This is a genomic window from Levilactobacillus yiduensis, assembly GCF_024718525.1.
Lineage (GTDB): Bacteria > Bacillota > Bacilli > Lactobacillales > Lactobacillaceae > Levilactobacillus > Levilactobacillus yiduensis.
Window position 1 is genome coordinate 1 of the sequence record NZ_JAMXAZ010000025.1, and the last position, 26,336, is coordinate 26,336.

The window sequence follows — 26,336 nt, forward strand, 5'->3', positions numbered from 1 at the left end:
CAAACCGCCCTACACATATTTGGTTTGTCGAAACAATGTTCAGTTTTCAAAGGTCTACCAAGTTATCAGAGAAGCAACCGCTCCGTGACAACTTTTAAAGTATATCATGTTGTTTAAAACGTGTCAACATCTTTTTAAATTATTTTGAATATTTATTCAACATTCAAATTCTTAAATCAAGTCGTTTCGCGTTACGACAACATAAATCATTGTATCAGTTACCTTTTAACTCGTCAAGCACAATTTTCAATTTGTATGACTATTCATAAAATTGTTCTTTATGCATGAGTTGCGTTAATCAGCAACAGGTAATATCTTATCAATTATCTGTACCCCGGTCAAGGGAAAATTCATAATAATTCAAAAAAGGTGAGATCACGTGACCTCACCTTCTGACTATCTATTGATCTGTAAACCGCTGAACCGGTGCACGTTGGCTGCGTAACGCCATTTTGGCTAGAAACTCATCGAGAATTTCTACCATCAGCGTCTCCTCCGTCGCATCTGTTAGTGCAACCTTAGTTCGGGCTGCATGGGAAATGCCCTTTAAGTAGTAAGCCACTTGATTACGGAAATCACGTGGCCCCTCTACTGGCCCCTTGGCCTCGCAGAGCCGGTGCAAATGTTCCTTGGCAATCGTAATTTTCTCCACTGGCGTGGGCTCCGGCAGAAGTTCCCCCGTCGCTAGGTAGTGGTTGATGCGTTGGAGCAGCCACGGGTTACCCATGACCGCTCGACCGACCATAACTGCATCGGCGCCGACCTCATCTAACATGCGTTTGGCATCTTGCGGCGTACGCACATCCCCATTTCCCATAAACGGAATTGTCAGGTGTTGGGCGACTTGCGCCAGAATGTCCCAATCTGCCTGCCCCTGATACATCTGTTTACGCGTCCGGCCATGCATGGCAATCGCACTGGCACCGGCACTCTCCGCAGCTAAGGCATTTTCCACCGCTAAGATGTGATGGGCATCCCACCCCGTACGCATCTTCACCGTGACCGGCTTATCAACTGCCGCCACGACCGCTGCGACCATGTCATGAACCTTCTGTGGGTCCAGTAGCCATTTGGCCCCAGCATCCGTATTCACGACCTTATTGACCGGGCACCCCATGTTGATGTCGATAATGTCTGCATTGGTCTGCTGATCCACGTATTGCGCCGCTTGGACCAGTGTCTCCTGCGTACCGCCAAAGATCTGAATACTCATCGGGTGCTCATGCGCGTCTACTGCCATCATCTTCAATGTTCGCTGATTATGGTAGTGAATCCCCTGCCCCGAGATCATTTCACAGGTCACCAGTCCCGCGCCGAACGCTTTACAAATCCGACGAAAGGCCACGTTGGTGACGCCGGCCATGGGCGCCACGACGACCCGATTGGCGATCTCGACATTACCGATTTTCCAAGACATGCGGACCCTCCTTACTTCGCTTGGGCCTTGGCGAGAATCTGCCGCAACTCATCTTCTGAATATTCATACTTCGTGCCACAGAAATGACAAACGGCCTCGGCACCGTGGTCTTGGTCAATCATTTCTTGGAGTGCCGCCGGTTGAATGGCTGCCAACGACTTGGCGAACCGTTCCTTAGAGCAGTCACACTTGAAGGATACTGGCATCTTCTGCAAGATTTTAATCTTTTCATCCTTGAACAGCAGTTGCAAGATCTCTTCAGGGGTCTGCCCATCTAAGAGGAGTTCTGACACCATTGGCATTTCCTTTAGCCGCTGTTCTAGCCGGGAAATGGCCTCGTCAGATGCACCAGGCATCGTTTGAATCATGAAACCACCAGCGACCTTGACCGTGTTATTGGGCTGCACGAAGACGGACACGCCGACCGCACTGGGAATTTGTTCAGACTTCGCCAAGTAATAGGTAAAGTCTTCGCCCAGTTCACCGGAGATCAGTGGGACTTGGCCGGTGTATGGCTGGCCCAAGCCTTGATCCTTGGTGACCGTCAACATGCCGTTGACCCCAACGGCCTTCTTAACGTCGATCTTGTGCTTCTCGTTCAACGGGAGGCTTACATGGGGGTATTGCAGGTAACCCTTGACCGTTCCGTTGGCATTACCGTCTGCCACGATGGCGCCCACGGGTCCGTGACCATTGACCTTAACGGTTAAATTCTCTTCGCCCTTCAAGAGAGACGTCGACAACAGCATCGTACCAATCAGCGTCCGGCCCAAAGCGGCGGTTGCCGCACTCCAGGTATCGTGCCGCTGCTGTGCCTCGGCCACGGTTTGCGTTGCGTCGACCACATAGGCCCGGAACATCCCATCATCAATCAAACTTTTTACTAAATAATCTGCCATTCTTGTAAACGTCCTTTCGTGTCTTTTCACCATGCCCTACCTTACCAGAAACCACGGCTTTTGCAAATAGTAACGACTGCGGGGGCTGGCCGCCGACAGGCCACTAGCACTGAAGGGCCGGTCTGAGTCATAGAGCGGCCTCGACACTCGCCCAGCACCATTCCCGCCCAAATGCCAAACAAAAAGAGCGAGATGCAGGTCTCGCCCTTCGTGTGACTATTCAGAATGATCGGTGTCATCGTGTGAATCGTCTGCTGCCGAACTTGCTGCAGAATCAGCCGTTGAGGACTGGTTTTGAGCTGCGGACGAAGCTAACTTGGCTTCCGTAGAAGCTTGTCGTTGGGCCTCGCGCCGTTCTAATTCGCGCTTAGATTCCTCAAACGTTGCCGCCTTTTCGCTTGGAAATTCGTCATTGCCGTCCTTTTCAGGCATCTTCCCAGTGTTAAATAAGCTGAGAATTTGCTTTTCGTCCAGCGTTTCGTATTTCAGCAAGGCATCCGCAATAATCTTGTGTTCTGCTTTGTGTTCTTCCAGAATCTTCCGGGCAGTATCGTGCGCTTCCCCGATGATTCGGCGAACTTCGCTATCAATTAAGTTAGCCGTATGTTCTGAGTAACTTGGTTGGCCTGGATAACCGGCACCAGCGAATGGCTGGCCGCCAGCACTTTCCAGTGCCACTGTCCCTAAGGCGTCACTCATCCCATATTGGGTGACCATGGAACGGGCAATTTGGGTTGCCTGTTCAAAGTCATTGGAAGCCCCGGATGATTCGGAGTGGAAGATTAACTCTTCGGCCGTCCGACCACCCATTAAGCCGGCAATCTGTTCCATGGCATCCTTCTTGGACATCAGCATTTGGTCTTCCCGTGGGAGCATGATTGCGTACCCACCGGCGCGGCCACGAGGGACGATCGTTACCTTGTGGACCACGCGGGCGTCGTTTAAGACTAACCCCACGATGGTATGCCCAGCTTCGTGGTACGCCACCGTCTTGCGTTCCTCGGGACTGATGACCCGGTCCTTCTTGGCTGGCCCAGCGATGACCCGGTCTTCAGCTTCGTCTAAGTCGGAAGCATCGATCTGCGTCTTATTCCGCCGTGCCGCCAACAAGGCAGCTTCGTTCAAGAGGTTTTCCAAATCGGCCCCCACGAAACCAGGGGTTTGCTTGGAAATTTCCTTTAAATCAACGTCATTAGCTAATGGCTTGTTCTTGGCGTGAACCTTAAGAATCGCTTCACGACCCTTAACGTCTGGCCGACCAACTAAGATCTTCCGGTCAAACCGACCTGGCCGCAGCAAGGCAGGGTCCAACACGTCTGATCGGTTGGTTGCAGCCATCACGATGACGCCTTCGCTCCCAGTAAACCCGTCCATTTCGACCAGCAATTGGTTCAACGTTTGTTCACGTTCATCGTGGCCACCGCCCATGCCGGCACCCCGTTGACGACCAACCGCATCAATTTCATCAATAAAGATGATCGACGGTGCGGCCTTTTTGGCCTGTTCAAACAGATCCCGGACACGACTGGCCCCGACACCAACGAACATTTCCACGAAATCTGAACCAGAAATCGAGAAGAATGGTACAGCGGCTTCACCAGCCACCGCCTTCGCCAGCAACGTTTTACCAGTACCAGGCGGGCCCTCAAGTAAGACCCCAGATGGGATCCGGGCACCTAATGAAACAAACTTACGCGGATTCTTCAAGAACTCGACAACTTCGACCAGTTCTTGCTTTTCCTCCTCCTCACCAGCAACGTCAGCGAAGCGAACCTTGTTCTCTTTGCTATCGGCTGGCTTGGCCTTGCTCTTCCCAAAGTTCATGACTCGGCCGTTACCGCCGCCTTGGCCGGCTTGACCCATCATCATGTAGAAGAAGAAGAAGAAAATGACTAGTGGTGCAACGTAGACTAACAAGTTAATCCAGAAGCCACTCGACTCTTCAGCTTTGGTGTTGACCTTTACATTATGACTCTTGGCGGTCTTGTCAATCTCGGAAACCGTCGAGTTATTCGTCAAGACTTGCGTGGTGAAGCTGGTCACAGCGGTGCTTTGTGAACCGCCGAGACTAAAGCCAGTATTGGTCGTCCGCTTTTGGGCGTTCCGATACTCACCGGTAATCTTGTAAACTCCCCCGGAAGGTTGAATGGAGAAATTCTTGATCTTGTTCGCATTTAAATCTTTAACGAACTGACTCGATTGGATTTCTTGGGATTGTGAGCTGCTGTTATTTCCGTTAAATAAGTAAATAACACCAATGACCAACAAGAAGATCACAATGTAAAATAGACTATTACGAAACAGCCCATTTCGTCGATTATTCATGTCGTGCCTCCTTACCCACAGTTCCCAGCATTAAGATAGGAACAGAATTTAGGGCAAATGCCCCTTAACTAAATAAGATGTTATCACAATTGACTATCATTGACTAATTATTTATCTGAATAGACTGAGGGCTTCAGAACACCAACGTACGGAAGGTTCCGGTACTTTTCTTCGTAGTCCAGACCATAGCCCACCACGAACTCACTTGGCACGTTGAACCCAACGTAGTCCGCCTTGGCTTCAACCACGCGGCCACTGGGTTTGTCCATCAATGTGCAGACCTTGATGGACTTCGCCTGACGGTCCTTCAACAGGTCCTCCAGGTACTTCAACGTCCGCCCCGTGTCGATAATGTCTTCAACTAACAAAATATCACGACCAGCAACGTCGGTGTCCAGGTCCTTGAGTAACTTGATGGTCCCAGAAGAAGCCGTCCCGCCGTTATAACTGGAAACGTCAATAAAGTCAATCGTTGCGTAAATATCCATGTCGCGGATCACGTCGGTCATAAACAAGATGGCCCCCTTTAATACACAGATGATCAAGGGCGTCTTGTCTTTGTAATCCTCGGCGAGTTGCGTGCCTAACCGTTTGCAGGCTGCGGCAATGTCTTCCTCACTGTAAAGGACCTTTAAAATATCGTTATTCATGCTGTTCCCCTTTCGCCTATTCATGCTTCCAAACAATATGATAGTTTTTTGTGTGCGGCCGTGGTGGGTAGACCGACCACTTCACGCCCAACAGCGCGAGCACTTCTCCCGTCGCCGTGACCAAGACGACCTGCTGTTGCCGGTCGCTTTGGGGCACCTTGGCATTGATCAGCGCGCGACGCACCGATTGATGGTGCCCCGTCGCCAGTCGTAACCGGTCGGCCGCTTGCCACGGACGAACCATTAAGGGCAACTGGTCGGCGGTCAAGGCCACCGTTTCGTGAGGAGAAAGTGTTGGTTGCTGTTCAGTCGTGAAGCAGCCAATCTGCCAGCCGTTACCAACCGACCGCCATTGGTTTAAGTCTACCATAAATCTAAAATGTTCCACGGATTTTTCCTTGAAATTTTTCTGTTGTAAAAATTGAAAGTGGTCATACGTTTTAATGAATGCCCAATCTTGACCGAACGCCACAGTTCCCGTGGGTCGTTGGCCATTGGCCAGTAGCTGCAGACATTCCGTCAAATGGGCCTCGCTGACACTGGTGCCGGGCGCACTGCGACTGATCAGTCGTGCCAACAATAACCGTTGCTCCGCTACCGGTGCTGCCAATAGCAACGCGGTTTGCCCGGTCACCGACGTTTGGTCGGTCACGATGTGAGCCAACTGCTGATCCAACGCGCGGTTCGCCACCGTCAACGTCGCCTGTAACTGCTGGGCGTATGCGTTCACGTGGGCCACAACCTGCGGATTTTCCGCCTGGAGCTGTGGTAAAATCTCGTGACGAACGCGGTTACGACTCGCCACCAACGCCTGATTCGTCGCATCCTCATACCAGGGAATCTGGTGCGCGCGGGCGTAAGCAATCAGCTGGGCCTTGGTAAACGGCAACAATGGGTGAATCACCCGTCCCGGTGCCAGTGGTCGGCTGGGAGCCATGCCGGTCAATTGATCCAGCTGCCCCCCACGCATCAGCTTCAGCAGTACCGTTTCGGCCTGTTCGTCGGCCTGATGGGCGGTTGCCACCCACGCTGCGTGGTGTTGCTGTAGTTGCGTTTGAAAGAACTGGTAGCGAAATGCGCGCGCGGCCGCCTCAACGCCGTGTGTGGGGTGCGCGTCGCTTGGCCAGACCGCCACCTCTAGTGGCAACTGCCGGTCAGCGCACCACCGCCGCAAAAACGCCGCTTCGGTCTGACTCTGTTGGCGTAACTGGTGATTGACGTGCACGACCGTGATGGCTGGCCGTTGAGCGGCCGGTAACCGCAAAATCAGCTGAAGCAACACCATGGAGTCGACCCCCGTCGAAACGGCAACGAGCACCCGCTGCTGAGGATCATCCCAGCCGTTTGCGCGCCAATTTTGCTGAAAAGCCGTCTCTAACGTCACCTGTCACACCCCCACTCTCGTTACCAAAAAGGGCCGCACGAATGCGGTCCTGATTAAAGGCAGATTAACTGCGCCGGCCACCACGGCCACCACGCTTACCTTCAGTGTTACGTTTAATCGTTGCCAAACGGTCCTCACTTTGCTTCAAGAACCCTGACATCAAGTCGTCGAAGCTTTCTTCATGTTTAGCCGAGTGATGGCTTGAGAAGCGACCATTCGCTGAACTGTGATGTGGCCGAGACCCGTTGTTTTCAAACCGGCGGCCACCATGACCGTGGTTCTCACCACCGCGATTGCCACCATTACCGTGGAATTCATGATTTCCACCATGATTGTTCTCACGATGTTCATTGTGGCTATGATGTGGCCGTTCTGACGCCGGATGGTCCGTCGCCTTACGAATCGACAGCCCAATCTTTCCATCATTGCCGACAGTTAATACCTTAACCGTTACCTCGTCACCAACGGATAACACGTCATGGATGTCCTTAACGTACCCGTCAGAAATTTCACTAATGTGCACCAGCCCGGTCTTGTGGTCACCTAAATCAACAAATGCACCAAAGTTCGTAATTCCGGAGACCTTTCCGGTAACTTTAGCTCCAACCTCGATTGCCATAAACAAGAAGTTCCTCCTTAAAATAAGTGCTTTCAGTATAACACAATTCTTCCCAATGCCACACGTCCAAACGAAAAAAATACAGCCCCTTGACCAAGTTTTTGACAGCCGGTAAACCTTGTTAAATTAACTTTCAACCGAATTAATCGTCGCGCTGAACGGTTTCGTGAGCGGTGCAAAACCGGTTGCTTTTGACACGGTTTGAACTGGCCACCGACTATGGATCGGGTGAACAGGAGCGAGCCTGGCGTCGAACCACCGTCTCAAAGATGCCGGTTTCCAGAATGCCAGACCCTTCGTTCGTTAGACGCATCTATCAAAAAGAGTCCAGGACGCTAATCCCAGACTCTCGCGAAATCGTTATTTAGCCGTCACGTCGCTAGCGTGATCACCAGGGAGACTGTAAATCGTCTCACCGGTCTTGGAGTAATAGTACTTAGACCGAATCAACTGGCCCAAGTAGTCTTTGTCGTTCAGCTGCTTGATCTCAAGCTTCAGATCCGCATTCTTCGCCTGGGTCTTCGCCAAGTGTTGTTTGCTGGTCGTCACCTGCTGATTGACCTGATGAAGACTCGCATTGCTGCGAATCAACTGGACCCCCAGGATGATGGCAAATACGGCAAACACCACGAGGATTCGTGTCGCCCGCCGCACGCGCCGGTGGCCCAGCCAACGGGTATGGTGCACAACCGCCTGCTGGTGATCTAATTTCCGCGTATAATCGTTTTCCAGTCGTTCAATCTTTGCCGTCGGTTTCGCGTCCGCCATGGCCCTCACTCCTCAGTTTTCACCAAATAGTTTAACTTGAGTATAGCAAGTTTCAAATACCACGTCTAGGCACCTACGCACATTGTAAAACATTCGTCACATTCCGTGGCGGCGGGGCCACTCACTGGCAACACTTGTGGCACTGGCCGCCTACCGTTCGCCAAATATGGGCCGGAACGCTGTGGGCGGACGGTGAAAGCCTGAGAAGCGGTCTTTCACCTCGCTTTGAACCACCACAGACCGGTGTTTCAAAGGCGCCAGTCCCCTAACCGGCTAACACCGCTAAGGGGACTCCCACGGCTGAGCCCATATTTGGCTTCACTTCCGGCTACAACGGTGGGTGTCAGCAGCACGATGTTTGTTAAGTCAATGAACTCCTGTAGTCAGCTGATACGCTATGGCCGAACGATTATCAACGAAATGGACAGCGGCAACCAGTCCCATCTCTCCCAGCATACGCAAAGAAGCCGTTCAACCAATCGCTAAGATTGAAGGACGGCTTCTATATTTTAGAGGCTTACCGAACGATCGGTAAGGTGTTCGCTAACTGATAAGCCATCCGCAATCGGGCGACCTCAGTTAGTGTGCTTGTTAGTCACTATCAGAGCCGAGAGTGAAGCGAAATCTAGGCTCAGCCGGGGAATTTAGCAGCGTTCTTTGCTGATAAATTGGTGACTTTGAGACGTGGTCTTCGGCTCAAAGCAAGGGCCGAGACCGGGCTTTGGCTCGGACCGTCCTCCCCCAGCGTTCCAGCCTAGAGGTTCGCGCAACGGTAGGCGGCCAGCCAAAACCACTGTCGCCCACCAAAGAACCGTTAGTTTTGGCGGAAGTCTTGTGCGTACTCTTCCTTGACGATGGTGTACATCCGTTCAGCATCGTCTTTTTTCGTGGTCTCTAAGAGTTCGTCGACTTGGACGGTCAGCGTCTTGTTCCCGAACTTGATGACCAATTCATCCTTCGGTGCTACTTCCGTTGAGGACTTGGCGACCTTCCCGTTGATTTCGATCCGGCCCTTGTCCGCAATTTCCTTAGCAACTGAGCGCCGTTTGATGATCCGTGAGACTTTTAAATATTTATCTAATCGCATATTATTTTCCTCCGTGTTGGCTAAGTTTCTGCCATAATCTTAACACTATTTCTGCGTGGGGAATCGCCAGCCATTCGCGCACGGTCAATAACCGCCAGCTCAGGGCTAAGCTGAAGAAAATGACGACCCCAACCGGAATCGTGATCAATAATCCAACGCCGGCGGCCAACCGGCCCGTTGCCAGCACCGGCCACCAAGCTTCCAGGAGCATGACCACGAGCCGCACGCCAGCGACCATGAGAATGGTACAGCCCAGCAAAGTCCGAATGAACGCCTGTGACCAGACGCCGGCCCGTAGCTCCTGTGCCGAGCCGTACCAGATCACGAGGAACATGACTGCCAGACTCAGCACCGTCAGCCAGCTGGCCCCGCCCGCACCGAAATGCAGGACGGCCCAGCGATTGGCGACGCATTTAACGACTAGTCCTGTCACCAGCGCCACCACGGTCAGCCGGTAGCTGTCCTGACTTTGCAGCACGCTGTTGTACGTTTGAATCAATGTGGCCAAGATGATGCCCAGCATGTAGACTGCCAGCATCCCCGACCCCTGGGTATCGCCAAAGAGTAACCGATTGATCCAGGGCATCAGGCTGATCAGTCCCGCCGTGGCCGCACTGGCAATCACCAGCGCGATCCGCATCATCGTGGTCGTCAGCCGTTTGAACGCCTGCGGACGGTCCTGATGTTGGGCCTCACTCAGAGCCGGCAAGAGTGACGTCGCAAAGGCGACCGCCACCACCAAGCCCAGTTGGACTAGCGGTTGGGCCCGGTCGTAGACGCCCTTTAGACTCTTGGCAGCCAGGTCACTCATCCCCCCAGCTACCAAGCCATTCTTGACCGTGAACGAATCGACCAGCTGGAGTAAGACCATCATGGCCGTCAGAAGACACAGGGTGCCCCCCTCGACCAACAATCGTCGGCCCAAATGGGGAACACGCCAACCGGTCGGCTGTTGGGGTTGCCGCCAACGTGGCAGAACCATTAAGGCCGCCACCGCCGCAATAGTGCCACCACTGAGCGCCCACGTGCCCATCCGGTAAACGGACAAGTCGTGGCTAGTCGCCCAACCGGCCGCCACCAAGATGACGACGACCCGGACCAACTGCTCGACCACTTGCGACCGTGCCGTGGGCAACATGTGAAACCGCCCTTGGTGATACCCCCGACCCACGGATAATGCCGGCATCAGGAGAAACATCCAGGCCACCATCTGAATCAATGGTGCCAACTGGCTGTCCCCCATCCCCCGCGCAATAGCGGGCGCCCCGAGCATCAGGCCACCAAAGATGACCCCAGCAAGGCCCCAGACCCACCGGGAAACTTGGCGGGCCACTGCCTGTTGACTGGGTAGGTCGGGCGCTTCGGCAATTAATTTGGAAATAAAGACGGGCAACCCGCTCAGCGCAAAGGTCATCCCGATGCCGTAGAGCGGATAGACCTGTTGGTACACGTAAAAGCCGGTGTTGCCGACCATATTTTGAAAGGGTACCCGGTAGACCGCACTCAATAACTTGGCGATAAACGCTGCGATTGAGAGGATCAGGGCTCCCTGCAAGGTCGTATTTACGTTGCGGTTGCCCATTGGCACCCTCCTCACTGATAGATGCGTTTCCTGGTCGCCCGCTAAACACGAGCGTTTCTCTGGCAACTACCCAAGTAGCCAGCGTTTCCGCCAAGCCTACTTCGTCGTTGCCGTATCGTCGTCCTTGGGCTTGGTGGTCACTTCCACGATATCACGCAGCGCTGCCAGGAACTGTTGGACCTGCGGCAACCAGTCGTTGACCGTCATCTTCGGTTGAATGACCAACTTGATGTGCAGCCGATCATCATTGATGCTGACGGTCGCCTTGAGATCAGTGGCAGCCAGCGCCTTGAAGACGTCCTCGCCACCTAGGATGTCGGTCCCCTGCTTGGAAATCGTGACAAAGACATCCCCGTTGACCCGGCGAATCTTGTCGACCAGCGCCAAATCAGCGGCCAGCTTCAATTGGCCAATCGTGAGCAGTTGACTCACGGCCTCAGGATACTCGCCAAACCGGTCGATCAGGTCTGCTTGAATCTCGCTGACCTCAGCGTCATTTTCCAGTTGCCGAATCCGTTTGTACATTTCAATCTTCTGTTGTTCATCTTCAATGTAATCGCTCGGCAGGTACGCCTCGACGCCCAGTTCGACCGTGGTGTCGGTCTTCGGTTGCGTCTTCTTGCCCCGTTTCTTGGCAACGGCTTCATTTAACATTTGCGTGTATAAGTCATACCCCACGGAATTGATGAACCCGTGTTGTTGTTTTCCGAGCAAATTACCGGCTCCCCGAATCGACAGGTCACGCATGGCAATCTTAAAGCCAGATCCCAGTTCGGTGAAGTCCTTGATGGCCTCCAACCGCTTTTCACTGACCTCAGTCAGCACCTTGTTCGGCTTGTACGTGAAATATGCGTACGCCACCCGGTTACTCCGGCCGATCCGTCCCCGCAATTGATACAGCTGGGACAGCCCCATCCGGTCCGCATTTTCCACAAACAACGTGTTGGCATTGGGGATATCGATCCCGGTCTCAATGATGGTCGTGGTGACCAGCACATCGTACTCGCCACGCAAAAAGTCAAAGAGCACACCTTCCAATTGCGCTTCCGTCATCTTCCCGTGAATGAATCCGACACGGGCTTCTGGGACCAGAGATTGGACCTGGCCCACGGTCTTTTCGATGTCTTCAACCCGGTTGTGCAAGTAGAAGACTTGGCCGCCCCGTTGCATTTCACGACGAATCCCATCCTGAATGGCCCCGGCATTTTGTTCCATGACGTAGGTCTGAATGGGGAACCGGTTGGCCGGTGGCGTCTCAATGACAGACAGGTCCCGGACCCCCAGCATCGACATGTGTAGGGTCCGCGGAATCGGTGTCGCGGTCAACGTCAGCACGTCCACGTTGGCCTTCAATTCCTTGAGCCGTTCCTTATGCTTGACCCCGAAGCGTTGTTCCTCATCGACCAGCACCAGTCCCAGGTTTTTAAATTTCACGTCCTGTGACAACAACCGGTGCGTGCCGACCACGATATCCAACTGGCCGCTCTCCAGATCCTTGATGGACTGGTGAATCTGCTTGGTCGTCCGGAACCGCGAGAACATCTCCACGTTAATGGGATATCCCTCAAACCGATTGACCATGGTGTCGTAGTGTTGTTGCGCCAAAATGGTCGTTGGCACCAAAAAAGCGACTTGCTTGCCTGCTTCAACGGCCTTAAAAGCCGCCCGCAAGGCTACTTCAGTCTTTCCGTAACCCACGTCACCGACCAACAGCCGGTCCATCGGCCGTGGCTTTTCCATGTCGTGTTTGACCTCTTCGATCGTTCGCAACTGGTCCGGCGTCTCGGCATACGGAAAGTCGTTTTCAAAATCTGTCTGTAGTGAGTCATCCGGTGGGAAGGCATAGCCCTTTTCTGCAGCCCGCTTGGCGTACAGGTCGACCAATTCGTCGGCGATGTCCTCAATCTTTGCGGCAACCTTCCGCTTGGTCTTCGCCCACTCAGAGCCGCCCAGTTTGTTGATCTTGGGCTTCTTATCCTCGGAGGACACGTACTTTTGAATCAGGTTCAATTGGGTGACCGGGATAAAGAGTTGCGCATTGTCCTGGTAGTCGATGGTCATGTAATCTTGATGCACGCCATCGACCGTCAGCGTCTGCATCCCAATGAACTTCCCGATCCCGTGATTGACGTGGACCACGTAATCGCCAGGCTTCAGGTCGGTATAACTCTTCAACCGTTCGGCGTTGGCCATGGTCTGGCGCCGCGGCCGCTTCTTCGTGATCTTCTGGAACATTTCGGCTTCTGTGATGATCACCAGATTGGCCTCGGGCAGTTCAAACCCGGTGTGCAGCCGTTCTGGCACTAGCTGGGTCAGTCCGGCTTCGAGGTTAGCTGACTTGGTCAAAATGGCCTTGATTTCAAAATCATCCAGCGTCTGCTCGATCTTTTCCAAACGCTCCTCGTCTTGAACCAGGAGTACCACCGTCTGCTTCTGCTTTTGCCACCGGTCGATCTCGGTCTTCATCACGGGCAGTTGCCCGAAGAATTGTTGCATCGCCCGGGTGGTCACGTTGGTGATGGCTTGGAACCGTAAGCTGCCCATCCCCTTTTGGAACAGGGCTAGCATGATCTGCGCGTGGTCGTCGGCCTTCACGATAGGCCGCAGCTCACCGCCAAAGACCTGTTGTTCAAAGATCTGGTGGTGACTCAGCTTATCGGTTGCCCAGTTGGCTTCGTCTTCCAACAATTGCCGTTCGGCATCCTGGAGACGCGAATAATCCCCGAACAAGGCCAGTCCATCTGCGGGTAAGTAGTTCAGCAGTTGGTGGTGTTCTGGGAATAAATAATCGGCAAACTCCATTAATTGCGGATCAACGGACCCCTTCTTCAGGCCGTCGATCAGGGGTTGGACCTGATCCGTCAACATTTGTGCGGCGTCCTGGTCCAATTTGCCAGCTTGGTCGCGTAGTGCGGCGCTCAATGCCGTCGCACCAGCCGTCCGTTCAGCGGCCGTTAAAATAAAGTCGGTCGCGGGTAGGACTTCCACCTGCTCGGCATTTTCAATGCTCCGCTGCGTGGCGGGGTCGAAGTACCGTAAGGAGTCGACCTCGGTATCAAAGAAGTCCAGTCGCACTGGGTAGTCCGCTGCCAACGGGTAAATGTCCACGATGGACCCCCGCACGGCAAAGTCTCCAGGTGCTGCGACCAATTTCTGATGGGCGTACCCCATGGCAAAGAGCTTCTGTTGCAGGCCTTCGAGGTCAAACTCATCACCGACCTTGACCGTGAACCGGGCGGCCGCAAAGTTATCTGGCGCTGGCAAGAACCGCCGGAGTCCCGACAGCGCCGTTACGATCACGACGGACCGGTCACTTTGCAAGGCACGCAAGGCGTCGATTCGCGCCGACCGATATTCTGGCGAACTCGTCGCCACCTCCGCCGCCAGCAATTCTTCTACCGGGAACTCAAAGAGCTCATCGTCTCGCAAGAGGTTCGCGAGGTCATCGACGAGCTGACCGGCGTGATATAAGGTATCCGTCACATAGACGATCGACCGTTGTTGGTCATGGAGCAGGCTGGCAATGAACAGCGTTTCGGCAGAACCATTGAGGCCGGTCACCAGTTGTCGCTGGCCCGGCGCCAAGGTCCGCTTAATCGCTTGAAATTGCGCGGTCTGCGTCATAAATTCTTCTAAATTCACGCGATAACTTCCTATCCTAGTTGTACTGGTTCATCAACTGCGTAAACTCACTGCCCGCTAACCAGTCATCCAGTGCGGCAACGGCTTGATCCGTGGCCTGGTTGAAGAGTGGTTGTTGCTCAGTGGTAAATTTGCCCAACACGTAATCGACGACGGTGTGTTGCTGGGGATGGGCGATGCCGACCCGCAGCCGCTTGAACTTTTCCGTCGAAACGTGGGCGATGATGCTCTTGATACCGTTGTGACCACCGGCTGACCCGTGATCCCGCAAACGAATCCGCCCCACTGGCAGGTCCATGTCGTCGTGGACAACCATGATGTCATCCACGTCGATCTTGAAGTAATTCATGATGGGATGCACGGCACGGCCTGATTCGTTCATAAACGTGGTTGGCTTGACCAACAAGACCTTTTCGCCGTTGACCATGCCGCTGCCGAAGCGGGCATCCATCTTGCGGGTGTTCAATGAGATATTGTGTTCCTTAGCAAAGGCGTCCACGACCATAAAGCCGGTGTTGTGCCGCGTGCCGTCGTACTGGGGGCCGATGTTTCCTAAACCAACGATCATTTTCATTTTAACCATATTCTCCCTTAGAACTGTTGTTCCTGAGCTAGCGACAAAAGAGCTGGACGGAAGCCATGACTCACCGTTCAGCCGCTCAGATTATCTTTTCGATTCAAAATTACCACTCCTGAGTATAGCATAGTCCCTGCTGAACTTCACGAAACCTGCCTGGCATTTGGGGTGAAATCGCCACAGTCGTCCTTACCGCCAATTTTCACAAATTCGGCCAATTTTAGACCATGTGAAAAATAATTAAATTTATTTCAGTCAGCGCGGTCATGTGGGCCATTTTACTTGTGAAAAATAAACGATTTTTTCCATGAAAAGCCCCGTTAACGGCTATTTTTTGTTAGCTTGTGAAAGTCCGGTAGCACTGGTGAAATTGCCAGCCACTTGCCGCTTAACTGGGCGTTTTGACTCGCAACATGTGAATTTCACAGGCCGTTTGTGGCTTGAATTTATCGTGAAAAAGCGCGGTAAACTGGCTATCAGGTGACGCATTTACCGCCATGACGTGTTTTCGTCGAGATAACTGACCCTTGAAAAAATAAATGATATTTTTCACAAAATTTGAGTCCAGGCGATAGCTTTCATGCTTTTAACATGGTATACTAACTCACGGGTATTATTGCGTACCTTGATGTCAAAATACTTATTTGGAGATGAAGAATTTGACTACTAAGACTCATCAAAAAGTTGTTTTAGTTGGGGACGGCGCTGTTGGTTCAGCTTTCGCCTACTCAATGGTAAACCAAGGATTAGCAGAAGAATTAGCTATTGTGGACGTTGTTAAGGAACGGACTGAAGGGGACGCCCTTGACCTCGAAGATGCACAAGTCTTCACCGCACCTAAAAAGGTATACTCCGGCGATTACTCCGACTGCAAGGATGCAGACGTTGTCGTGATCACTGCTGGTGCTGCCCAAAAGCCAGGCGAAACTCGTTTGGACTTGGTCAACAAGAACTTGAAGATTATCAAGGCTGTTGTTAAGCCAGTTGTTGATTCCGGTTTCGACGGTATCTTCGTTATCGCTGCTAACCCAGTTGACATTTTAACTTACGCTACTTGGAAGTTCTCTGGCTTCCCTAAGGAAAAGGTTATTGGTTCTGGGACTTCATTGGATACTTCTCGTCTGCGTGTTGCGCTGGCTAACAAGCTGGACGTTGACCCACGGAACGTTGAAGCTTACATCATGGGTGAACATGGTGATTCAGAATTCGCCGCTTACGACGAAGCTACCATCGGTTCAAAGCCATTGAAGACCATCGCTAAGGAACACGGCATCACTGATGACGACTTAGCTAAGATCGAAGATGACACCCGTAACAAGGCTTACCAAATCATTAACCGTAAGGGCGCAACCTTCTATGGTGTTGCAACCTGCTTGATGCGGATCACTAAGGCTATCTTGCGTGACGAAAACGCGGTATTGCCTGTCGGTGCCCCACTGAACGGCGAATACGGCTTGAACGATATCTTCATCGGTACCCCAGCAATCATCAACGCTAAGGGTATTGAAAAGGTTATCGAAGTCCCACTTTCTGACAAGGAAAAGGACTTAATGGCTAAGTCAGCTGAAACTTTGAAGAAGGTTACTGCTGACGGTTTAGCTGCACTTGAAGGCTAAGCTTCAGTCACTGGAAACGTCACTCCTCTTGGGGAGCGGCGTTTTTTGTTTACAATCTGAAATGTGGACCCGGGGTTATAGCTACAAACTTAGTCGTTGAATGCCAGGTAGCCCGTGCTGGCTGCCTTACCGTTCGCCAAATTTGGACCGTGAAGCTGTGGGAAGGACCGGTCGAAGCCAAAGTGCGGTCTTCAACCTCGCTTCGAGCCGAAAACCACGTCTCGAAGACGCCCGTTTCCAAGTAGGTCACTTGAAAACGCCCACGGCTGAGTCCAAATTTAGCTCACTCTCGGCTACGTAGCAGTTTATCCACTAATGTAGACAAACGTTGCCATTTCAGCGATGTCCCTGCTAACGTGACGGTTGATCACTGACGTAGCCTAGGTGCTTTCCTCAAGTAGACTTAACGCGTTGATTCCCGAAACGATAGCGTTCTGCCTGCTAGAATTAGCGAAACCAGGCGCCTGCGTCAGCCAAGGTTCCGCCTGCTCTGGGGAACACCTCCAGCCTGAGGAGCGGTCTTCCGGTTCGCTTGAAAGACTGGCCAAGTTCACCAGTCTCCCAAGTCGTCCCACGCTGTAGGCTCCACCCTGGATGCCTCCGGCAAGTTGGTGTCTATCAGCATTACTGTGTCGATCAGGAGTTAGTCGCCAAGTTAACTTTATAATTATGGCTGACAAGCAATCCTGCAGCCGAGAGTTCGACAAATATGGGTTCAGCCGCTGAAAAAGCATGTGCCAACAGGCAGTTAACTGCCGAACATCAACGATGCTAGGCGGAACCAGTTGACTGTTGGCACACGTTTCGGCTGTGAGGCCACTTTGAGACGTGACCTTCGGCTCAAAGACGAGGTGTCGAGACCGCACTTTGGCTCGACCCGTCCGCCCACAGCGACCCGACCCATATTTGGCAGACGGTAGGCGACCAGTCTCTGCTACGAGGCTGTAATGACTAATCTTAACGCCATGAATCTCAGATACCCATCGCATTAAAACTATAACCTCGGAAAGTTGGGGATAACGATTTTTTTCGTCTAAATCAGGGGTTGCGTACAGCTTCCCTATTTTAGGCGAAGGTTACCAGACTAGTTTTCCTTGCCAGGCTTTCGTTCAGCTAGTCTGTAACCTTAGGTGTCGCAAGACAGTCGTGCGACACCAGGTTCGACTCGTGTTACCGACAACTCGCGTCGTTTATCACTAGATAGGCAAACAATTAAGATGAGCGAATACTTGCAGTCATAATTTTTTTGAATTTCTGTAATAGTTGCCCTGAAAGTAATGTAACCGTTAACATAAATGCGTTCGCATTGCCATTTAAGGTTGTTTGAAGTAAGCTTGGGGTATGCTAATACATGGTAGTTAAGCATGACGACTTTTCCTCCACTGGCTATTTTAGGAGGTTATACCTATGAAAAAAAGAAAAGGTCTGGTCATTGGCCTAGTCACCGCAGCAGTTGCGGTCGGGGCCATTTATGTTGGCCAAGCGCTTCACTACTCTTCAGCACAAGTGTTCTTCAAGGACACGGAGATTGCCGGCGTTAACGTCGGTGGCAATACGGCTAGCCAAGCGGCAGCCAAGCTTAAAACCGCGCTGAAGGACCAGCAATACACGTTAAAAGACGGGAGTCAGACCGTCACCACCATCAAAACCAAGCAAGTTGACTTGAAAGTGACCTCCGAGGCCGCCCTCAAGCAATTAATCGGTAAGCAAAACGTCTGGAGCTGGCCAGCTCACGTGACGACCGCCACCGCCGACAGCCTCGAGCTGAACGCCAGTGACGAGAATCAGGAGAGTGTCCAATCCCTCGCCAAGTCCATTGCGACTAAGGCGAACAAGACGCGGACCGCTGCCAAAGATGCGACGTTTAGCTATCAAGACGGCAAGTGGGTCGTTACCAAGGAACAAAAGGGTAACCAACTCGACGCTGACAAGTTAGCGAAGACCATTACGTCAGCCATCGAAAAAGGCTCAAGTACCGTTGATGTGGCTGGTGACTATCGGCAACCACAAGTTACAACGACTTCAGCGGCCTTCAAGACGGCCCAAGCCAAGGCAGAAGCCATCACCAAGCAAACTTACCTCTACAAACTGAGTGGTCACAAGATCACGATTCCAGCAGACACCTTAGCCAGCTGGATCACGTTTAAGAACGGGAAGTTGGCGACCGATTCGTCTGCCATCAAGACCTATTTGACCAAGCTTAGTCACAAGTACGGGACCATCAACAAGACCCGGACATTCAAGTCGACGAAGCGTGGCACGGTCAAGGTTAAGGCTGGTCTGTATGGCTGGAGCATCAAAGTTAAATCCGAGACGCCGGCCCTCAGCAAGGTTATTCTTGCGGGTAAGGGCATGGACCGGACCCCAGTCATTCAAGGGAGCGGTTACCACAGCGACGGCACGGATATTGGTAAATCGTACGTCGAAGTTGATAAAGTTAACCAGCACATGTGGGTCTACAAGAATGGAAAAGTCGTCGTTTCAACCGACGTTGTGACTGGATTACCAACGACTGCGCACCATACGCCAACCGGTGTTTGGGTTATTTGGAGCAAACAACGAAACGCCACATTGCGTGGTCAAAACGACAACGGCTCCAGTTACGCTTCCCCAGTGAAGTACTGGATGCCAGTCGATGACACCGGTGTTGGGATCCATGATTCGTCATGGCAACCACAATACGGTGGCACTTGGTACGTCAAGCACGGGTCTCACGGTTGCGTGAACACCCCACCTTCGAAGATTGCGGCCGTCTACGCCAATGTTAAGGTTGGGACGCCTGTGATTATCTTCTAATTGAATTTTAAAAAAGTTGCACGACCAAAAACGGCGGTGCAACTTTTTTGATTAGCAATTCCGAACGTTAAAAAATCATGCCAATTGCTAATAAAATTAAAATTGCCACGAAGGCAGCCAAGGTCCAGTACAACCATTTTTTGGTAATAATCGGCTTGTCTTCGGGATCATTGGAATTCTTCACAGGGTCTCCCCTCCTTAACTTGCTTTCTTTTATTTTAACACGAATTTCCCGCGAAATAGCTACCCGTTGGTGGGGAAAATATGGTATTATTAGAAGAGATTATTAGAAGTTTCTAATTTTTTAGGAGGTCATCTGCTATGCTGCTTAAATCCCTAGTGAAGCCGAAGGAACGTTTGGTTACGGTTCGCGAGGACGTCACCTTGGAACAGGCCTTGAAGGTCTTAGAAGACTCAGGTTATCGGTGTGTGCCAATTCTAGATGAAACGGGGCAAATTTTCCGAGGAAACATCTACAAGATGCATATCTATCGTCATAAGTCCCGGGGCGGCGACATGCAGCTCCCGGTGACATCATTGCTGAAGAACGCGACCAAGTTCATTTCCGTTAACGCGGCCTTCTTCAATGTTTTCTTCTCCATCAAGGATCTGCCTTACATCGCGGTCTTGGACGACAAGAACGCCTTCTATGGCATCCTCACGCATACGCGGTTGATGGACATGTTATCTCAGTCGTGGAACGTCAATATCGGCAGTTACGTGATCACCGTGGTCTCGGCTGGCGAACGTGGCGACCTGGCTGGGATGGCCAAGATCATCACTAAGTATACGTCCATTGCCAGTGTCATTAGCTTGGACGCTCAGGAAGGCGAATTGGTTCACCGGACCATGTTCACCCTGCCCGCCGAAGTGGACGAGGAAAAGCTCGACCGTATCGTCAAGGCATTGGAACGCAAGGAATTCCACGTTCCAGAAATTGAAGATCTCCGGCACGAAAACTAAATTACGTTGTGAAGGTCAATCGCTGCGGCGGTTGGCCTTTTTTGGTTTGCTTTGAAATGTGGCTGGCGATACTTGCCCTGACTACCACCCTACCGTAATACACCACTCACCTGTGAAGCCGTTAGTGATTGCTGACTTAGATCTATCGTGCGCATCGTCAGCCCACCATGCACTGAGAAAGTACCGCTGGAAGTCACCACTTTGCCGGAGGAGGTCAGGGGTGGAGCCAGCTGTGTCGACGGTGTTGGCTGAGGTCCTTTCTCAGCCTACAGCGTGGGGCGACTTTGAAGACTGGTGGGTTTTGCCAGACTTCAAAGCGAGGTGGAAGCCCGCCCTTTGGCTGGAGCCGTTCCCCATAGCAGGTGGAACCCCTGACAGCCGCAGGCACCGGTCTAGTCACATATTTGGTAATAGCCACAATCTCGATAGCAACCAGAACCAACCTCATCATCAAACTCTCAGGGTAGCGGTAGACAAAAAGCCGGCGACCCACCAAAATAAGGTGAATCACCAGCTTAATTTTGCCGCAATGCTATGTACGAAATCTATCTTGCTTTTCTCTTACGCGCCTTGTCCACCAAGCCGATACTGGTTGCAAGGGCAGCATCGACCGCTGCCATCGTTTTTACGTCCAAGTGGGTAACCTGATCCTTCAATCGTTGCTTATCAATGGTCCGAATTTGCTCAAGCAAAATGACGGAATCCCGCTCAATTCCGGTCCGAGCTGCGGAAATGCCGACATGTGTCGGCATTTTTGGCTTCTCGATCCGAGCGGTGATTGCCGCCACGATTACGGTCGGACTATAGTGGTTCCCCACGTTGTTTTGGATGATTAACACGGGGCGCATGCCACCTTGCTCCGAACCAACGACTGGTGATAGGTCGGCGAAGAATACGTCACCGCGTTTGACTTCAACACGGGCCATGGGCCGCCATCCCCTAACTGTATTAATTTTTAAACTTAACTCTTGATCTCGGTTCTACGAAACTGGGTTAACCGGCGTTCGGCTTCCTCTTCACAAGGCGTGAAGGCCCGCGCCAAATCACGGTTGATGAGCGCCATTGCTTGATAACCAACAATTAAAGCTAGCTTGTGTGCCGCTGCTGAATGCAGTGGGATCAACGATTGATGCCGTGCTGTCCGGGTGATATGCAGCCGTAACTGCGGCCGATTCAATTGTTGTAACTGAGCCATGAATTGCCCCTCCTCAAGTTAATCCTTCGTCTCATCTAGTTTACCACGAAACGATGAATCAGGACACTAGAAGCCCATAATTTAATTTTCGTAAACACGCGGTAACCGCGTCGTAAAACCACAAGCAATTTCATAGTGAATTGTGCCACAATAGTCAGCAACGTCTTGGAGACTAATGTTTTCGTCACCATCACGACCAACCAGCGTCACCCGGGTGCCACGGGCAAATTCATGCGGTAACCGCACCATTAATTGGTCCATGCAGACCCGCCCAATGATTTCACAAGGTTGGCCATCAATTAGGACGTGGAAGCCTTGTAATCGCCGTTCGTACCCGTCTGCATAGCCGATTGGCACCGTGCCGACCCACTCTGGTTGTTGCGCGGTGTACGTGGCGCCATAACCCACGGATTCACCGGCCACGACCCGCTTTACGTGTACTAATTCACTAATTAAGCGCATTGCGGGATGTAACGTATACGGGGCAGCTACTTCAGTCCCTGAAGGGTTTAATCCATATCCCGCCACGCCAAACCGAACCATGTTGTCATTGCATTCCGCGTGCCATAGACTGGTCGCCGAGTTGGAAACGTGGACGTAACGTGGTAAAGGCGCCAATTTTCCCGTCAGTGCCCGCCAAGTCGCCACCTGTTGCTTGAAGTAATGGTCGTCTTGACTGTCTGCGGTCGAGAAGTGTGTGAAGATACCTTCAAAATTCAGGTCGGCATGGGCGTTGAGGTACGCCACCGCCGTTTGCAAGGTCGAGCTGGTCTTAAAGCCGATGCGGCCCATTCCCGTGTCCAAGCCCAAGTGAACTTGCAGGGGGGCAGTCACGTGTGCCAGGGCCAAATATTGATGCGCTTCCGTTAACCAGTCCTGCGCCGCCACCGTGGCCGAGATGCGTTGTTCCGCCATCAACGGCGCGTCGGCCGGTTCACTGACCCCTAACACTAAAATGGGTTCGTTGAATCCCGCGGCCCGCAGCTCCAAGGCTTCGTCCAAAATGGCCACACAAAATCCCGTGGCCCCAGCGTCTTTAGCGGCCTGCGCCACCTGAATTGCCCCGTGGCCGTAGCCGTTAGCCTTAACCACCATAAATAATTCACAGCCCGGTGCCAAACGTGACACCGCCGTGTGAATATTTTCCCGTAATGCTTGTCGATCAATCACCAACTTGGTTGGCCGATGAACCCCAACTACCATACTTATTTCCCTCTTTCTAGGATAACCTGCGTCATTACTAACGTTGCCGTATGTGAAATGGAAACGTGCGCAATGCCCCCAAACGGTTGGCGGATGACGATGGGCCGGCCAGCGTCATTATCGCGAATCTCAATATCCTGAAAGCCCACGGTGGCCCCAATTCCAGTACCCATGGCTTTGCTGTAAGATTCTTTGGCTGACCAGCGACCGGCGATAAACTCGACTGCCCGTTGTCCTTGTAACTGCTGATAATCATGCAGTTCGTTGGGCGTCAGCACCTTGCTTAAAAATCGCGGCTGCTTCGCCACGACGGCTTGAACACGCGCCAGATCAGTAATATCAATGCCGGTTCCGTAAATCATCGCGCCATACCTCCTATTAATGTCTACGTTATATTTTAGCACAGCCCTTTGCGATTGACCCCCTCAACTTGCCGAGTTAAGTCGAATCTTAAACTTAATTATCTAACGAGCTGAACCGCCGCCCGTCCACCAAATGCTGTGGGGGCTGGCGGCCCTGGTTCTGTTAATTTCAGCAGACCATTAGCCTGAACGGTTTATCTATAACGACTGGCCGAGCAGCACACCTTAAGTAAAAAAGACCAGCGTCTCGCAGTCCGCCGATCTTCATGAATTATGTTATGTCAATTTTAGTGTAACATCGCCGCACGTAGCTGGAGTTGCGCTGCTACGGGGCTCCGGGTCGGCATCGCTTCTGCCGGTAAGACCTCAACTTGTCCACCCAGGCGACTCACCAGGAGAGCCAGGTCGTTGTAAAGGTTATTTTGCCGGCTGAGGGCCGTGGTCGTCATCACTTCTCCTTTATCGCTCAGATGGCCAGGTTGCGTCGCATCGGCGCGAATCCAGAGCTTGGTGATCTGCCCCTGAACCGCCGCCGTGGCGAGAGCACCGAGGTCTTGGACTACCTGTTGCCCCTGACGTGCCTTGGCGTAAACATCGTGCCGCACCTGAGTGGCCTGTTGGTGGCGCTGCTCAGACACCTTGAAGGTCACTGCCGCCAGTGTCTGATTGGCCGCCGCCAAATCGGGATTTTGAACCAACTGCACGACCGGGTCCAGGTACGCGTTTTGGGAGGCCTTGCGGAAATTCCCCTGGTTGCTGGCACTGGCCACTAGAATCAGCGGTACCTGGTTGACGTTTGAGTAGTGTTGGCTGACGTAGCTGTCGACCATGCGGAAATAGTTCCGTTGGTCGGCCGTCTGCGCTGTATCCAGCGACCCGGTCCCACTGTAATGGGTCTGGTCACCAGCCGACCGTTGCCAGCGGCCCCGGCCCCGTTGCTCACTCCCTAGCGCCTGCGTCAAAGTAGCTGGCGCATCAACTGGTAAGTTGACCAGTTCTGGTCGCCCGCTGCGGACCTGTGCCAGTTCGAAAGCGTCCTGGCTTAGAAGCAGTAGGTCAAAATCACTGGTTTGATCACGCGCCTGTAAAATGGGTAACACGTTAGGTTGGTAAGTGACCGTCACCGTGGCGGCTACTGGCGTGTGTAACCAGTAGTGATAACTATCCGTGGGCCCCGCCATGATCAACAGGCCGGCCGCACTGCCGTTGGTGAGCGGTCCCTGACTAAATGGGCTAAAGGCCTCATCATAAGCTGACCACGCTCTGTCAGGTGCCACTTTTTCTAAGCGTTCTTTTCCTTGTTTGAGAAGACTTTTGAATTGGGTCCGGTCGGTCGCCGGAATCCCCGTTATCGGTAGGGTCATGGTCATGAATGGCCCCGGCTGAGTGGCGAGCGTCAGTGCAGCGTGTAAGTCAAAATGATTTGCCATGTTAGAATCCTCCGTTATTGTATATAAGTTATCTCGTATCAATTCGATAAGGTAATAATATCATGGCTATTTCCAGATTGCAACTAATATTTTTATCCAAAATCCATTTATAGGGTAAATCTATTTTACAAGCCCCGTCCCTATCGTATTTTTGACGGTAAAAAAAACTCGCCCCGTATGCCACGAGGCGAGTTTCATCTAATCAATTTTTAGTGACGCAAATTAGTCTTTCTTCCGAATGGTGAAGCCGCGGCTCCCACCTTCGTTACGCCGACCACCGTTGCCGCCGTTACTCCGACGATTCCGGTTGTCACCATGATTGCGAGAATCATGGTTCCGTGAGTCATGACCGCGCGAGCCACCACGACCGCCACGGGAATCATTCCCGCGGTGACCACGATAACCGCCGCCATTACCACCACGACGATTGCCGCCACCATGATGGTAGCCGCCACCGCCGTGACGTTTGCCACCGCGCTTAGGCAATGGCCGTTCTGGCGTGATCTTAACGGGTACTTGACTACTGTCATCCTTGGTCAAGTCGTTCAACAGAGCGGCAACCAAGTCTTCAGCATCGTATTCGTTCAGTAAAGCTTCCGCAGTCTTGGCGAATTTTTCGGTATCCGTCTTGTTAACCAATTCAGAGACCTTGTCCTTGGCAGCGCCTAATTGGCTGACCAAAGCTTCTTCATCCGAAGGCGGCTTCAAAGGCAGCATACGCACCTTCGTCAGCTTTTCGATTTCACGCAGGTAATCCATTTCGTTTGGCGTCACAAACGTCATGGAAACCCCATGCTTCCCGGCACGGCCAGTCCGGCCGACACGGTGAACATAACTGTCAGGGTCTTGTGGAATATCATAGTTGTACACGTGGGTCACATCATTGATGTCGATCCCCCGGGCAGCCACGTCGGTTGCGACTAAGATATCCAATTGCCCATGACGGAATTGGTTCATGATCTGCGTCCGGCGCTTTTGAGTCAAGTCCCCATGAATCCCGGCAGCGTTGTAACCACGTGCCTGTAACCCATTAGAGATTTCATCGACCCGGCGCTTCGTCCGCGTGAAGACGATGGTTAAGTCTGGTGATTGGACGTCGAAGAAACGCGTCATAATATCAAACTTTTCAAAATCACGTGAACGGACGTAGAATTGATCGATCAAGTCGGTCGTTAATTCCTTGGCCTTAATCTTCACGTGCTTAGGATCTTGCATGAATTGGACACCGACCCGCTTGATTTCGGGTGGCATCGTTGCGGAGAAGAGCATCGTTTGACGCTTTTCTGGCAATTGCTTGATGATGTCTTCAATGTCATCCAAGAAACCCATGTTTAACATTTCATCGGCTTCGTCCAAGACCAACATTTGAACATGGTCTAACTTCAACGTGTGCCGACGAATGTGGTCCAATAACCGACCCGGGGTCCCAACAACCACTTGCGGGTGGTTCTTCAGGGACTTGATTTGCCGACGAATGTCTGCCCCACCGTAAACGACTTGGACGTTGGCCCGTTCGTTACGGCCTAATTTATAAATTTCTTCTTGGGTTTGGATTGCCAGTTCCCGCGTTGGTGAAACCACTAACGCCTGAACATTTTCATTGCTCTTATCAATCTTTTCCAAGATAGGTAAGGCGAAGGCCGCAGTCTTCCCGGTACCGGTTTGGGCTTGTCCAATCACATCTTGACCCGCCAAAACCATGGGGATTGTCTCGGCTTGAATTGGGGTCGCTTCTTCGTAACCTGCTGTCGTAACTGCGTTCAGTAGGTCCTCGGAAAGACCCAGTTCTTTAAACTTCAAAAATAATTTCCTCCTAAGTGG

At 52.3% G+C, this 26,336-nt stretch carries 20 protein-coding genes; 3 read left to right on the forward strand and 17 right to left on the reverse strand.

Annotated features, from left to right (window positions below; all coding sequences use genetic code 11):
- Nucleotides 1–400: 400 nt before the first annotated feature.
- The 11 genes from dusB to pth form a co-directional block, all read right to left on the reverse strand.
- On the reverse strand, nt 401–1,417 hold the full coding sequence (gene dusB / locus NGM66_RS11660) for a tRNA dihydrouridine synthase DusB (RefSeq protein WP_208910692.1): 1,017 nt from the start codon (nt 1,415–1,417) through the stop codon (nt 401–403).
- Nucleotides 1,418–1,428: 11 nt separating this feature from the next.
- Nucleotides 1,429–2,316, reverse strand: coding sequence for an Hsp33 family molecular chaperone HslO (hslO, locus tag NGM66_RS11665; RefSeq protein WP_208910694.1), 888 nt, complete (start codon nt 2,314–2,316; stop codon nt 1,429–1,431).
- 216 nt (nt 2,317–2,532) lie between these two features.
- Nucleotides 2,533–4,641 carry an ATP-dependent zinc metalloprotease FtsH gene (ftsH, locus tag NGM66_RS11670; RefSeq protein WP_208910696.1) on the reverse strand — a complete coding sequence of 703 codons (2,109 nt, stop codon included), beginning with the start codon at nt 4,639–4,641 and terminating at the stop codon, nt 2,533–2,535.
- A 107-nt stretch (nt 4,642–4,748) separates the two neighbouring features.
- On the reverse strand, nt 4,749–5,291 hold the full coding sequence (hpt, locus tag NGM66_RS11675; protein ID WP_125576367.1) for a hypoxanthine phosphoribosyltransferase: 543 nt from the start codon (nt 5,289–5,291) through the stop codon (nt 4,749–4,751).
- Nucleotides 5,292–5,307: 16 nt separating this feature from the next.
- A complete protein-coding gene (tilS, locus tag NGM66_RS11680; RefSeq protein WP_208910699.1) occupies nt 5,308–6,675 on the reverse strand; it encodes a tRNA lysidine(34) synthetase TilS in 1,368 nt (455 codons plus the stop codon).
- A 64-nt stretch (nt 6,676–6,739) separates the two neighbouring features.
- Nucleotides 6,740–7,294, reverse strand: a complete 555-nt coding sequence (locus tag NGM66_RS11685; RefSeq protein WP_208910701.1) for a S1 domain-containing RNA-binding protein — start codon at nt 7,292–7,294, stop codon at nt 6,740–6,742.
- Nucleotides 7,295–7,654: 360 nt separating this feature from the next.
- Entirely contained in the window at nt 7,655–8,062 is a 408-nt protein-coding gene (locus NGM66_RS11690; protein WP_208910703.1) for an FtsB family cell division protein, read from the reverse strand.
- Between the two features lie 814 nt (nt 8,063–8,876).
- Nucleotides 8,877–9,149 carry an RNA-binding S4 domain-containing protein gene (locus NGM66_RS11695; RefSeq protein WP_164505629.1) on the reverse strand — a complete coding sequence of 91 codons (273 nt, stop codon included), beginning with the start codon at nt 9,147–9,149 and terminating at the stop codon, nt 8,877–8,879.
- A gap of 1 nt (nt 9,150) precedes the next feature.
- The gene (locus NGM66_RS11700) at nt 9,151–10,731 is read right to left on the reverse strand and encodes a putative polysaccharide biosynthesis protein (protein ID WP_258115708.1); all 1,581 of its coding nucleotides are present in this window, start codon (nt 10,729–10,731) and stop codon (nt 9,151–9,153) included.
- A 96-nt stretch (nt 10,732–10,827) separates the two neighbouring features.
- Nucleotides 10,828–14,373, reverse strand: a complete 3,546-nt coding sequence (gene mfd / locus NGM66_RS11705) for a transcription-repair coupling factor (protein WP_208910707.1) — start codon at nt 14,371–14,373, stop codon at nt 10,828–10,830.
- Between the two features lie 16 nt (nt 14,374–14,389).
- Complete coding sequence (gene pth, locus NGM66_RS11710) at nt 14,390–14,947, reverse strand: aminoacyl-tRNA hydrolase (protein ID WP_208910709.1); 558 nt, start codon at nt 14,945–14,947, stop codon at nt 14,390–14,392.
- 653 nt (nt 14,948–15,600) lie between these two features.
- Between pth and NGM66_RS11715 the strand changes: the two genes are divergently transcribed.
- The 3 genes from NGM66_RS11715 (at nt 15,601) to cbpA (ending at nt 20,325) form a co-directional block, all read left to right on the forward strand.
- Complete coding sequence (locus NGM66_RS11715; RefSeq protein ID WP_125576351.1) at nt 15,601–16,566, forward strand: L-lactate dehydrogenase; 966 nt, start codon at nt 15,601–15,603, stop codon at nt 16,564–16,566.
- A 1,407-nt stretch (nt 16,567–17,973) separates the two neighbouring features.
- Entirely contained in the window at nt 17,974–19,362 is a 1,389-nt protein-coding gene (locus NGM66_RS11720) for a L,D-transpeptidase family protein (protein ID WP_208910711.1), read from the forward strand.
- A gap of 321 nt (nt 19,363–19,683) precedes the next feature.
- Entirely contained in the window at nt 19,684–20,325 is a 642-nt protein-coding gene (cbpA, locus tag NGM66_RS11725) for a cyclic di-AMP binding protein CbpA (protein WP_048732552.1), read from the forward strand.
- 545 nt (nt 20,326–20,870) lie between these two features.
- Here cbpA and NGM66_RS11730 read toward each other — a convergent pair.
- From NGM66_RS11730 to cshA, 6 genes are all read right to left on the reverse strand, one after another.
- The gene (locus NGM66_RS11730) at nt 20,871–21,251 is read right to left on the reverse strand and encodes a type II toxin-antitoxin system PemK/MazF family toxin (RefSeq protein WP_208910713.1); all 381 of its coding nucleotides are present in this window, start codon (nt 21,249–21,251) and stop codon (nt 20,871–20,873) included.
- A 35-nt stretch (nt 21,252–21,286) separates the two neighbouring features.
- Complete coding sequence (locus NGM66_RS11735; protein ID WP_208910715.1) at nt 21,287–21,520, reverse strand: hypothetical protein; 234 nt, start codon at nt 21,518–21,520, stop codon at nt 21,287–21,289.
- Nucleotides 21,521–21,601: 81 nt separating this feature from the next.
- The gene (gene alr / locus NGM66_RS11740; protein ID WP_258115709.1) at nt 21,602–22,723 is read right to left on the reverse strand and encodes an alanine racemase; all 1,122 of its coding nucleotides are present in this window, start codon (nt 22,721–22,723) and stop codon (nt 21,602–21,604) included.
- A gap of 2 nt (nt 22,724–22,725) precedes the next feature.
- Nucleotides 22,726–23,085: a holo-ACP synthase gene (gene acpS, locus NGM66_RS11745; RefSeq protein WP_208910720.1), complete on the reverse strand. Its 360-nt coding sequence runs from the start codon at nt 23,083–23,085 to the stop codon at nt 22,726–22,728.
- Nucleotides 23,086–23,372: 287 nt separating this feature from the next.
- Nucleotides 23,373–24,515 carry a baeRF6 domain-containing protein gene (locus tag NGM66_RS11750; RefSeq protein WP_208910722.1) on the reverse strand — a complete coding sequence of 381 codons (1,143 nt, stop codon included), beginning with the start codon at nt 24,513–24,515 and terminating at the stop codon, nt 23,373–23,375.
- A gap of 222 nt (nt 24,516–24,737) precedes the next feature.
- A complete protein-coding gene (cshA, locus tag NGM66_RS11755) occupies nt 24,738–26,315 on the reverse strand; it encodes a degradosome RNA helicase CshA (protein WP_208910724.1) in 1,578 nt (525 codons plus the stop codon).
- Nucleotides 26,316–26,336 lie beyond the last annotated feature (21 nt).

What these genes read in the sequence shown, in the direction of transcription:
- ftsH (WP_208910696.1), bottom strand. Translation starts at nt 4,641, where the DNA reads ATGAATAATCGACGAAATGGGCTGTTTCGTAATAGTCTATTTTACATT.
- pth (WP_208910709.1), bottom strand. Translation starts at nt 14,947, where the DNA reads ATGAAAATGATCGTTGGTTTAGGAAACATCGGCCCCCAGTACGACGGC.
- NGM66_RS11720 (WP_208910711.1), top strand. Translation starts at nt 17,974, where the DNA reads ATGAAAAAAAGAAAAGGTCTGGTCATTGGCCTAGTCACCGCAGCAGTT.
- NGM66_RS11730 (WP_208910713.1), bottom strand. Translation starts at nt 21,251, where the DNA reads ATGGCCCGTGTTGAAGTCAAACGCGGTGACGTATTCTTCGCCGACCTA.
- NGM66_RS11700 (WP_258115708.1), bottom strand. Translation starts at nt 10,731, where the DNA reads ATGGGCAACCGCAACGTAAATACGACCTTGCAGGGAGCCCTGATCCTC.
- NGM66_RS11750 (WP_208910722.1), bottom strand. Translation starts at nt 24,515, where the DNA reads ATGGCAAATCATTTTGACTTACACGCTGCACTGACGCTCGCCACTCAG.
- NGM66_RS11695 (WP_164505629.1), bottom strand. Translation starts at nt 9,149, where the DNA reads ATGCGATTAGATAAATATTTAAAAGTCTCACGGATCATCAAACGGCGC.
- alr (WP_258115709.1), bottom strand. Translation starts at nt 22,723, where the DNA reads ATGGTAGTTGGGGTTCATCGGCCAACCAAGTTGGTGATTGATCGACAA.
- hpt (WP_125576367.1), bottom strand. Translation starts at nt 5,291, where the DNA reads ATGAATAACGATATTTTAAAGGTCCTTTACAGTGAGGAAGACATTGCC.
- acpS (WP_208910720.1), bottom strand. Translation starts at nt 23,085, where the DNA reads ATGATTTACGGAACCGGCATTGATATTACTGATCTGGCGCGTGTTCAA.
- hslO (WP_208910694.1), bottom strand. Translation starts at nt 2,316, where the DNA reads ATGGCAGATTATTTAGTAAAAAGTTTGATTGATGATGGGATGTTCCGG.
- NGM66_RS11685 (WP_208910701.1), bottom strand. Translation starts at nt 7,294, where the DNA reads ATGGCAATCGAGGTTGGAGCTAAAGTTACCGGAAAGGTCTCCGGAATT.
- NGM66_RS11735 (WP_208910715.1), bottom strand. Translation starts at nt 21,520, where the DNA reads ATGGCTCAGTTACAACAATTGAATCGGCCGCAGTTACGGCTGCATATC.
- cbpA (WP_048732552.1), top strand. Translation starts at nt 19,684, where the DNA reads ATGCTGCTTAAATCCCTAGTGAAGCCGAAGGAACGTTTGGTTACGGTT.
- NGM66_RS11690 (WP_208910703.1), bottom strand. Translation starts at nt 8,062, where the DNA reads ATGGCGGACGCGAAACCGACGGCAAAGATTGAACGACTGGAAAACGAT.
- NGM66_RS11715 (WP_125576351.1), top strand. Translation starts at nt 15,601, where the DNA reads ATGAAGAATTTGACTACTAAGACTCATCAAAAAGTTGTTTTAGTTGGG.
- dusB (WP_208910692.1), bottom strand. Translation starts at nt 1,417, where the DNA reads ATGTCTTGGAAAATCGGTAATGTCGAGATCGCCAATCGGGTCGTCGTG.